Genomic DNA, 7,261 nt, shown 5'->3' with positions numbered 1-7,261 from the left:
TCAGCATGTACGTCTGGCGGGTGAAGATATTGCTAGCGGTGACGTCGCTTTAGCGGCAGGAAAACGCTTAGGTGCCGCTGAACTAGGCCTACTAGCATCACTTGGATTTGATCGACTACCTTTAGTTAAACGCCCTACCGTCGCGGTATTTTCAACTGGCGATGAAGTCAGCCAACCAGGGCAAATACTCAAACAAAACTGCATCTATGACTCAAATCGCTATACCGTATTATCGATGGCCAAAAAGCTCGGTTGTCAGGTTATCGATTTAGGCATTATTGAAGATAATGAACACATACTCACCGCGACGTTACGCAGTGCGGCAGAGCAAGCAGATATCGTCATCAGCTCTGGCGGCGTATCTGTGGGTAATGCCGATTACATTAAAACGGCACTCGCCAATGTGGGCAACACTCAATTTTGGCGAATTAACATGCGACCTGGTCGCCCTCTCGCGGTAGGGAATATTGATCGCAGCCTATTTTTTGGCTTACCGGGTAACCCTGTGGCGGTTATGGTGGCATTTTTACAGTTTGTGCAACCTGCTATCCGTAAATTAGCTGGCGAACTTCACTGGCAACCACAATTTATTCCTGCCATTGCCCTGCATGCATTACGCAGTAAAACGGGGCGTACTGAGTTTTTACGCGGTATTTATACTATTGGCTCAGATGGCCGAATCAAGGTAAGCACCACTGGTGCGCAAGGGTCTGGCATGCTCAGTTCAATGGTCAGCGCTAATTGTTTAATTGTCATTGGTGATGATACTGCCACCATACCTGCTGGCGAGTCGGTGTTTATTCAACCCTTTGCTGATTTACTGTAAGTGCTGATATGAGCCAACTTATCGACAGCTTTCAGCGAAAAGTAGATTATTTACGCTTATCGGTAACCGATCGTTGCGATTTTCGCTGTGTGTATTGTATGAGCGAAGATCCGACTTTTTTACCTAAGTCACATGTACTTAGTTTGGAAGAGTTGTCGTGGATAGCCCAAGCTTTTACTGAGCTTGGGGTAAAAAAAATACGCCTCACCGGTGGCGAGCCACTAGTGCGATCCGACTGTGACAAACTGGTCAAATTATTGAGAAAACTGCCTCAATTGGAAGAACTCTCAATGACCACTAATGGGTCTCGATTATCTAAGCTAGCGCAGCCACTGTTTGATAATGGCCTTAGCCGATTGAATATCAGCCTTGATACCTTAAACCCCGATGTGTTTGCGCAGCTAACGCGTAACGGAAAACTAGAGCGTGTCATCGCTGGCATTGATGCCGCAATAGCGGCTGGCTTTCGTAACATCAAAATTAATGCGGTCATTCTACGTGGACGAAACGATCATGAAGTATTAGATTTAGTTGAGTTCTGCCGCCAACGTCAACTCGATATTGCTTTTATTGAAGAAATGCCAATTGGACTCATGGATGATCGTCATCGTCACCGTCATTGCTCAAGTGACGAAGTCCGAAACATTATTGAAACGCGCTATCCCTTAATCGCTTCATCTAAACGCACAGGTGGCCCCTCTCGATATGTAAAGATGGCCGACAGCACGATTCGTATCGGATTTATATCGCCACACAGCAATGACTTTTGTCATGAATGTAATCGCGTAAGAGTAACCGTTGAAGGGCAATTACTGTTGTGCTTAGGTAATGAGAATGCCATTGATTTAAAATCAATTGTGCGACAATTCCCCGCCGACATTGAACATCTTAAACAAGCCATTACCGATGGAATGCAGTACAAGCCGCAATCTCACCACTTTAACCTCAACGCTGCTCCACAAATACTACGCTTTATGAATGCCACTGGCGGCTAATTGTTTTTGCTATCGTCAATGGTACACTTATGCCATGATTTGCCACTTCAAACTTGCGCGTTACATTACCAGTTTGAGATAGTTTTTATCCACATTAAGGTGATTTATGGCTCTGTCACGTAAAAGTTGGAACTATATTATTATTGGTGCCAGTGTATTTATGATTGCGGTATTGTCTTTTATCAATGATAAAACCGCCGATGTCCCAGATGATACAGTGCCTTTATTTGATCCGCAGCTGCCGTTGAAACAATTACAATTAGATGGTATTTGGTTAAGCCAACAAGACGGCCAATGGCAGTGTCATTCGCAGGTACTCAATTGTCAGCAATGGGCTTTATCATGGAAAAATATTAGTGTATCACCATTAAAAAATCAGCCTGAACATAGCCTTAAAGAGCAAACTCTGTCTATTGCCATCGATAATATGCAAACGACACAATTATGGCGCTATTTCCCAAATGAAGGTTTGTTGCATTCATCTAGTCAAAATTGGTATCTAGTACCGCCGAGTTTACGAGCTGGGTTACAACCTATATTAGCCATACCTCCTCAATCAAAATAATGAGTCATTATGCCCGAATTACCAGAAGTTGAAGTGACCCGTCTAGGGATCAGTCCATATCTTATTGAGCAAACGGTAAGTGAATTGATTGTGCGCAATGCCTCACTTCGTTGGCCTGTACCGGCTATAGCTCAAAACATTGTTGGTCAGCGTATTACCAATGTCCGCAGACGAGCTAAATACTTACTCATTGATACCGATGCAGGAATGACAATCGTGCATTTAGGCATGTCAGGCAGCTTACGTATTTTACCGCGCAATACCCCAATCGAAAAACATGACCATATTGATTTAGTACTCGAAAATGGGCGCATGTTACGTTTTAACGATCCACGTCGCTTTGGTGCTTGGTTATGGTATGAGTTACCAGAAGAAGCCCATCCACTGCTATCAAAGCTTGGCCCAGAGCCACTAAGCCCTCATTTTACGCCATTGCAATTGCAAGCAGCACTTGCGGGCAAGAAAAAGGCGATTAAACTGTGCTTAATGGATAATCACATCGTGGTTGGAGCCGGTAATATTTACGCCAACGAAGCTTTATTTGCTGCCGGGATCCACCCCGAAGCCGCGGCAGGAAGCATTGATTTAGAACGGTTAACGATTCTAGTCAGCGAGGTTAAGCAAATTTTGGCTCACGCCATTGAACAAGGTGGGACAACATTAAAAGATTTTACTAATGCCGATGGTAAGCCAGGATATTTTGCGCAAAAACTGCATGTTTATGGTCGTGGTGGCGAAACCTGTACAGCCTGTGGCAATTTATTAAGTGAGATAAAACTTGGCCAACGTACCACGGTTTTCTGTGGTTTATGCCAACAGCGCTAGTCGGATAAATAACGCCTAAATTTACACATAAAAAAGGGAGCCATTTGGCTCCCTTATATCATCAACCTCAACTCGGGTTAATCAACCATAGCGCTTAAAACTTATATTCGTAAGTCGAAAACACAGTACCTTGAGTGTCATCATCTTGTACTTCGAACTCTGAATTAGCCACACTGCCACCTAAGGTCCACATGCCATTAAACATCGGCAAACGATACGACAATTCCAGCATCATGATATCTTCTTTTAATGGCTGTGGAGCCCATATACTATCAAAATTTTCACCGTCTTTATTAAGCTGAGCATATCGTAGTATCGTAGTAAAACCATGGCTATTATCGAACTGACCAATTAAGCCTAATGCATAAACATTGGCATCACTGTCGTAGGTGCTGCCAAACGCACGACCATAATAACGTGAACCACTTAGGTAAGTTGAATGTTCGTAAAAACAGTTCGAATTTGCGTCCGTTTCGTTTTCAAAGCAATACACCAAAGTATTTGTATATTCCAAGAACAATTTGTACTGCTGGCTATTAAAGTTAACCTTTGTGTCAATACCAACCATTTTGGCACAATCGGCGATGTCCCATGGTTGGCCAGTTGAATCTTCACAAGTTCTTTCAAAATAAAGTCCTACGGGAATATTGAACCACTCATCAGCATAACGAGCATCAAAGCCTGCCATTTGATTACCATAATTCGAACAACCTTCATATAACTCAGTATCTATTCGGCAATCTCTTTGTCCAGTAATAGATTTAACAGCACTATTAAAGCTACACTCTTGACCGTCACCGCAAAACTGAGTCGTCCAAGATAATCCAACCTCTAATTGCTTGAATGGTTTTATTGCACCGCGAAGGCTCCAAAGTAGAGCATTAGGAGCATAACGATCTTTCTCAGTCATACTCACACCAGCAGTTAAATTCCAATCACCAAACCATGACAGCCAAGGCGTTTCAAATGCTTGCGAATTATTACGACTGATAATTAAAGAAGGCATAGGGCGGGCATTGTTTGATTTATGGAGTGAAGAATCAAATCCAGGCCCCCACCATTGGCCAACACTGCCAGCAGTGATGATCCAGTTTCCAAGAACCATCGCAATATAAGAATCATCTAAGCGGATTTCTTCGTCGTCCGTAGGGTTATAATTTGCCGATGCAGAAATCTTATAAGAAAATCGCTCACCAGTATATTCATGTGAGCCTTGTAGTTGGCCTTTTTCACGATAACCGGACCCAAAATGCTGAAAACGCGCCTCATCAGATGCGGCAGCCACTTTTATACTGGTGTTACCACGATTACCAACAGCATTTTGGTAGTAAAAATTGACTCGAGCAAAAGCATCCACTAAATCAGGCGTTAACAAAGCAGGTTCAGTTTGGGCCAAATCAGTCCCAATACCAGACCACATTAATGGGAATGTATTAATAGGTGCACTAATCACTCCGGCATCAGCTAACGCTTGAATATCTGCACGCAAATAGATATCAGAGGTATCTACCCATGGTGCGGCTTGAGCACTATCAACAGTGATAATCATAGTGCTTAAGCCGAGTGTGATGGCTATCTTGATCAAACTAAATCCCTTTATCATACGACTACTTACCTTTATTTTCGGCTTGAATTTGTGCCACTTTCTGTTTCAATGCTGCTGCGATCTGTGGATGAACAAATTGACTCACGTCCCCTCCATGCAATGCGACTTCTTTCACCAACGTAGACGAAATAAATGAATTCTCTTCCGCTGGTGTTAAAAATACACTTTCAAGATCTGGGCTTAAACGGCGATTCATATTTGCTAATTGAAATTCGTATTCAAAATCGGAAACCGCTCGCAGCCCCCGCACTAACACACTCGCATGTTGATCTTTGGCAAAATCAACCAATAGGCCCGTGAAGCCAACAACTTCGACATTATCTAAGTGTGCAGTGACTAAATTCACTTGAGCGACGCGCTCCTCGAGAGTGAAACGAGGTTGCTTAGAAGGATTTGAAGCAATACCGATAATCACATGCTTAAATAAGCGTGCAGCACGTTCAATTAAATCGGCATGACCATTGGTCACTGGGTCAAACGTACCAGGATAAATCGCTCTTCTATGCATAAAACAAAGCCATGATGAAAAATTTACAACGATTTTAGCAGCTCATTGAGTATCAACACACTTGATATCGATATTAATTAAATATTTTTGCCAAAAACACCCATTAATAAACTGTCAACCTAATATTTATGAATAAATTTTAAACAATTATGTAGAATTTAAGATAGAAGTTAATAGATTCTATGCTAACCTATAATTAGTTTGTTTGGATATTTTACGGGAATACTTTGAATATGAAAAAATTAGCTATAGCGTTAACAACTGCTTTATTAATGGTTAGCTCAGCTCAAGCGGCTGAAGAAACTACAGGTACAGGTACTGGAGCTGGTGCTGGTGCTGGTGCTGGTGGCCTTGGTGCTGTAACTGTAGGTACTATTGCAGTTGCTACTGGGGTTCTTGTTAGCGTAGTCGCTGTGTCTGTGAATGATAGTAATTCTGAGAGTGGCGCAGGTACTGGTACTGGCACGGGTACAACTACAACGAGCACTGGAACAGGTACTACTACAACTTCAGTTACAAACTAAAGTTGTTAGTAAAATAAAAAAGCACATTTTTAATGTGCTTTTTTTATTTCCCATAAATATTATAAAGCTTAAGGAATTGAGCTAGTATGCCTTTTATTTTAAATAGCAAAACTCTATTTATTATCTCTTTGATCACCTTATCTGGTTGCAGTAACACTTCATCCCAAATTTCTAATATGGTTAAAGACAGTATCATCGGGCCGCCTGATTCGGTTATTTCAGCAAGCAAAGTTAAAAGTAGTCCATATGCAAGTATCTACGTTAAAGTAAATAAGTCTTCGCAAGCCTATGTATTACTTGCTTTTGCAGAAGCACCACAGACAATTCCTGTTACGCCATTTTCAAAAAAAAATGCTGAATTAAAGTGGGTATCATCTGATGCTGCAATGCTGGTTACTCGTAATGGTCGCTTACTGAAAACAGTTAATCTGTTTGATGGCAATCTTGTCACTCTTAGTAGCGAACAAATCGATCCAATTTCATTAGGACTTCATTTAACCAGCACACCAATGCAATGGCAAAGTACTATTGATTGGCAACCCGGTTACCATTTTAGTTACAAACAGCAATCAACCTTTACCTTTATTGCTGATGAGACAGTTATCATCAATGAGAGTCCAGTGCTATTGAAAAAGTTTGATGAACATATATTCATTCCCAAATTAGGTATCGAATACAATAACCAGTTTTGGATTGATGCCACTTCTGGTGTGGTCTTTAAAAGCAACCAAAAAATTGCTCCCAATCTCCCTTATATTGATATCACGCTGTTAAAGCCTTATACATTTGAGGATATAAAATGACGCTGTTTATTAGATTTCTACCGCTTTTATTAATTTTTCTTACCTGGAGTGTCAACGCTGAAACAACAATTACCGTCACACAATCAGCATCAGCAACTAAAACATTAACGCTTGAATATCAAAAGCCTGTACGCTTAGTACAAGTTGTTGAAGACAGTTTGGCAAACATTAGTAAATTAGTTTCTCAAAATGACATCCAGCCACAACCTATCTATTGGTTATCTGCTGGACTTTATGATCTATCCACCGCCACGGCAGTAGAAAACCAGCAACAACAAGTTTTACATTTACTGAATATCCAAGATTCCAATAAAAATAAGCCACAAAATATTCAAGCAATAAAAGCATTATCAGATTGGATAACGGTTAATAAATTCGCAAAACGTGAAGCAATTGTTTTGGACTTTGATTCAGTAAGACTTAAAGAAGAACTAAATCCACTTATTTCAGAACATTATTTATTCTCATTACCAACCAAACCTGGGTATGTAATGGTATTAGGTGCAGTTGAGAAAAATGGTAAACAACCGTTTAGAGTCAGACAAAATGCAACAAAATACCTCGATTGGGCTTTACCAATAGATGATTCAAACAACAGTTTTGCATGGT

At 41.1% G+C, this 7,261-nt stretch carries 9 protein-coding genes; 7 read left to right on the top strand and 2 right to left on the bottom strand.

All coding sequences use genetic code 11. The features are described from left to right. The 4 genes from CXF78_RS06025 to mutM form a co-directional block, all read left to right on the top strand. Positions 1–826 (top strand): molybdenum cofactor synthesis domain-containing protein (locus CXF78_RS06025; RefSeq protein WP_257984852.1); only part of this gene is annotated, 826 nt, incomplete at its 5' end. An 8-nt stretch (positions 827–834) separates the two neighbouring features. Next, on the top strand, positions 835–1,821 hold the full coding sequence (gene moaA, locus CXF78_RS06020) for a GTP 3',8-cyclase MoaA (protein WP_102036264.1): 987 nt from the start codon (positions 835–837) through the stop codon (positions 1,819–1,821). A gap of 106 nt (positions 1,822–1,927) precedes the next feature. After that, positions 1,928–2,386, top strand: coding sequence for a hypothetical protein (locus tag CXF78_RS06015; RefSeq protein ID WP_102036263.1), 459 nt, complete (start codon positions 1,928–1,930; stop codon positions 2,384–2,386). A gap of 9 nt (positions 2,387–2,395) precedes the next feature. Then, positions 2,396–3,211, top strand: a complete 816-nt coding sequence (mutM, locus tag CXF78_RS06010) for a bifunctional DNA-formamidopyrimidine glycosylase/DNA-(apurinic or apyrimidinic site) lyase (protein ID WP_011639333.1) — start codon at positions 2,396–2,398, stop codon at positions 3,209–3,211. 94 nt (positions 3,212–3,305) lie between these two features. Here mutM and CXF78_RS06005 read toward each other — a convergent pair whose 3' ends face one another. Together CXF78_RS06005 and coaD are read right to left on the bottom strand one after the other, a co-directional pair. Continuing rightward, on the bottom strand, positions 3,306–4,814 hold the full coding sequence (locus CXF78_RS06005) for a capsule assembly Wzi family protein (RefSeq protein ID WP_102036262.1): 1,509 nt from the start codon (positions 4,812–4,814) through the stop codon (positions 3,306–3,308). A gap of 4 nt (positions 4,815–4,818) precedes the next feature. Further along, complete coding sequence (gene coaD, locus CXF78_RS06000; RefSeq protein WP_102036261.1) at positions 4,819–5,325, bottom strand: pantetheine-phosphate adenylyltransferase; 507 nt, start codon at positions 5,323–5,325, stop codon at positions 4,819–4,821. A gap of 233 nt (positions 5,326–5,558) precedes the next feature. Here coaD and CXF78_RS05995 point away from each other — a divergent pair, with 233 nt between their 5' ends. The 3 genes from CXF78_RS05995 to CXF78_RS05985 all read left to right on the top strand — a co-directional run. After that, complete coding sequence (locus CXF78_RS05995; protein WP_102036260.1) at positions 5,559–5,849, top strand: hypothetical protein; 291 nt, start codon at positions 5,559–5,561, stop codon at positions 5,847–5,849. Positions 5,850–5,935: 86 nt separating this feature from the next. Next, positions 5,936–6,652 carry a YjbF family lipoprotein gene (locus CXF78_RS05990; protein WP_102036259.1) on the top strand — a complete coding sequence of 239 codons (717 nt, stop codon included), beginning with the start codon at positions 5,936–5,938 and terminating at the stop codon, positions 6,650–6,652. Beyond that, the coding region (locus tag CXF78_RS05985) for a capsule biosynthesis GfcC D2 domain-containing protein (protein ID WP_102036258.1) at positions 6,649–7,261 on the top strand (613 nt) is incomplete at its 3' end. The genes CXF78_RS05990 and CXF78_RS05985, both read left to right, overlap by 4 nt.

It is taken from the genome of Shewanella sp. 11B5 (assembly GCF_002836795.1).
In the GTDB taxonomy this organism is placed as follows: domain Bacteria; phylum Pseudomonadota; class Gammaproteobacteria; order Enterobacterales; family Shewanellaceae; genus Shewanella; species Shewanella frigidimarina.
The sequence above is the reverse complement of the archived record's forward strand: the minus strand, read 5'-3'. Positions and strand labels throughout refer to the sequence as shown.

Excerpts from the sequence above, each read along its gene's own strand:
- coaD (WP_102036261.1), bottom strand. The coding sequence starts at position 5,325 with ATGCATAGAAGAGCGATTTATCCTGGTACGTTTGACCCAGTGACCAAT.
- CXF78_RS06005 (WP_102036262.1), bottom strand. The coding sequence starts at position 4,814 with ATGATAAAGGGATTTAGTTTGATCAAGATAGCCATCACACTCGGCTTA.
- mutM (WP_011639333.1), top strand. The coding sequence starts at position 2,396 with ATGCCCGAATTACCAGAAGTTGAAGTGACCCGTCTAGGGATCAGTCCA.
- CXF78_RS06015 (WP_102036263.1), top strand. The coding sequence starts at position 1,928 with ATGGCTCTGTCACGTAAAAGTTGGAACTATATTATTATTGGTGCCAGT.
- CXF78_RS05995 (WP_102036260.1), top strand. The coding sequence starts at position 5,559 with ATGAAAAAATTAGCTATAGCGTTAACAACTGCTTTATTAATGGTTAGC.
- moaA (WP_102036264.1), top strand. The coding sequence starts at position 835 with ATGAGCCAACTTATCGACAGCTTTCAGCGAAAAGTAGATTATTTACGC.
- CXF78_RS05990 (WP_102036259.1), top strand. The coding sequence starts at position 5,936 with ATGCCTTTTATTTTAAATAGCAAAACTCTATTTATTATCTCTTTGATC.